This is a genomic window from Streptomyces sp. NPDC054840, from assembly GCF_053611065.1.
Genome location: NZ_JBSGZP010000967.1, coordinates 1 through 2,087, shown reverse-complemented (window position 1 = coordinate 2,087; position 2,087 = coordinate 1). Strand labels below are relative to the sequence as shown.

The 2,087-nt window shown below is 71.3% G+C and carries 2 protein-coding genes and 1 tRNA gene; 2 read left to right on the top strand and 1 reads right to left on the bottom strand.

Annotation, left to right across the window (positions count from 1 at the left end; genetic code table 11):
* Positions 1-192: 192 nt before the first annotated feature.
* A tRNA-Lys gene (locus ACWGIU_RS36500) sits at positions 193-265 on the top strand.
* A 47-nt stretch (positions 266-312) separates the two neighbouring features.
* Here the strand turns inward: ACWGIU_RS36500 and ACWGIU_RS36495 are convergent.
* Positions 313-1,590: a cation:proton antiporter domain-containing protein gene (locus ACWGIU_RS36495; RefSeq protein WP_453712373.1), complete on the bottom strand. Its 1,278-nt coding sequence runs from the start codon at positions 1,588-1,590 to the stop codon at positions 313-315.
* A 284-nt stretch (positions 1,591-1,874) separates the two neighbouring features.
* Between ACWGIU_RS36495 and ACWGIU_RS36490 the strand changes: the two genes are divergently transcribed.
* Positions 1,875-2,024, top strand: a complete 150-nt coding sequence (locus tag ACWGIU_RS36490) for a hypothetical protein (RefSeq protein ID WP_453712372.1) — start codon at positions 1,875-1,877, stop codon at positions 2,022-2,024.
* The last annotated feature ends 63 nt before the right edge of the window (positions 2,025-2,087 follow it).

Below are 2,087 nucleotides of genomic sequence, written 5' to 3'. Positions count from 1 at the left end.
GGGCCCGTACGACACCCAGGTGCCGTACGGGCCCTTTCCTCACTTCCGGGGAGCTGATGGTTCGTAACGCCCCCTCGGGGGCCGGTCCCAGGCCCTGCGGAGCGCCACCGGACCGGCGGCGACAGGCCGGTCGACGGATACCCGATCGGCTGACCGGCGCAGTCCGGCTATGCTCTGGGGTGAGCACCTGGAGGGCCATTAGCTCAATTGGCAGAGCAGCGGACTTTTAATCCGTTGGTTGTCGGTTCGAGTCCGACATGGCCTACCGCTCGCAGGGACGGGGAGACATCCTCCGACCTGCGGCTGAGCGCCCTACCCAGCTTCGGCCGGGTGGGGCGCTCGGTCGTTTCCGGGCTCCCGCGTGAGCGTGGGCGGCTCGGCGGGAGCGTCGGCGCACTTGGGCCGGAAGAGGGACAGCAGAGGTCCGGTCATCATCGTGGTGACCACGGCCATGAGCACCATCATCGAGTACAGGGATCCGTCCAGCAGGCCCAGTTCGAGTCCGACTCCGAGGATCACCAGCTCCGTGAGCCCCCGGGTGTTCATCAGGGAGGCCAGGACCGCGGCGGAGCCGTGCGGGAGCCTCTGGGTGCGGGCGGCGAGGTAGGTGCCGCCGAACTTGCCCCCGACGGCCACCAGCATGATCAGGGCGAGTTCGCCGAGCCCGGGCAGGCCGATACCGCCCAGGTCCACCTGGAATCCGGCGACCACGAAGTAGAGGGGCAGCAGCAGCCCCGTGAGGTGGCCCGTGCGTTCGTGGAGGATCTCGCGCAGCGCCGACGTCCCGTCCCGGGGGACGACCACGCCGAAGAGGAACGCGCCGAAGATGTGGTGCATGCCCATGGCCTCGGTGGCGGCGGCCGACAGCAGCGCTCCCGTCAGGAGGGCCGCGAAGCGCAACGGGCTGAGGGGCCCGGCCCTGCCGCCGGGCGCCAGGAACCGGCGCAGCAGGGGCCGCACCGCGCACAGCATGACCAGCAGGTAGGGAAGTACGAGCAGGACCCGCCAGTGACCGTCCCCGGCGCCGACGGAGGCGTTGACTCCGGCGAGGGCCGCCCAGGCGACCACGTCGACGACGGCCGCCGCGGCCAGTGCGATCCCGCCCACGACGGTCCGGCTCAGCCCTCGGGCGGTGAGGACGCGGGCCAGTACCGGGAACGCGGTGACCGAGACGGACAGTCCGACGAAGACGGCGAACGCCGCGGTGTCGGAGCTCTGATGGCTGCGCATGAGGACGAACGCCAGCCCGATGCCGAGGAGGAACGGCACGGCCGACGAGCCGATGGCCGCGGCGGCCGTCACCCGGGCGTTGCCCCGCAGCGTGGCGCCCTCGATCTCCAGACCGACCGCGAACATGAACAGGGCGACGCCGAGGTTGGCCATCGCGGCGAGCATCGGACGCACCTCGGCGGGCAGCAGGGTCTCGCTCAGGGCGTCCCCGAGCAGCGTCGGACCGAGCACCACGCCGCCGATGATCTCCCCTATGACGGCGGGCTGCCCCACTCGTGTCGCCAGGTGACCGAGCCCCCGCGCCATGGCGAGGACGAGTGCGATGTCGATGAAAAGGAACTGCAGTTGATGACTGGTCACTTTCCCGGGCCTCGTCGATCGGTGCGTGTGGTGGGCGCCACGGGCTGTGGCAGTCGCTGCGAGACGCGACGGCTGCCACAGAACCGCTCGCGACCTCGGTCGGTGGTGCGGCTTGCGGCTCAGCGCCGGGCCGGCGAAGAGGAAGACGGCACCGAGCGCGCCGGCGACGATCGCCGAAGTCGTCTCGGCGGGGTTCTGGCTTGCGTTGAGCACCACGGTGACGATGCCCCGTGACCGGGCTGATGCAGGTGAAGACGGCGATGAGGATCTTGACCTCGGGATGAATGCCGCTCTCGCGTTCCGCCTTCGGTCCCGCCGCGGTGCACGCCACTGTGGCCGACTCCGACACGGCCCCACCGGCCCCGCTGCAGCGCATCGGCTTCCGCCACGTGCGGGACGTGCGGGAGGACGACGGGAGCCCGCCCCGTGTGTGACCCGGTACCGGGATCCCGTCGCCTGACGGCCGTACGCGAAGCGCCCCGCCCGAGGGACCGGGC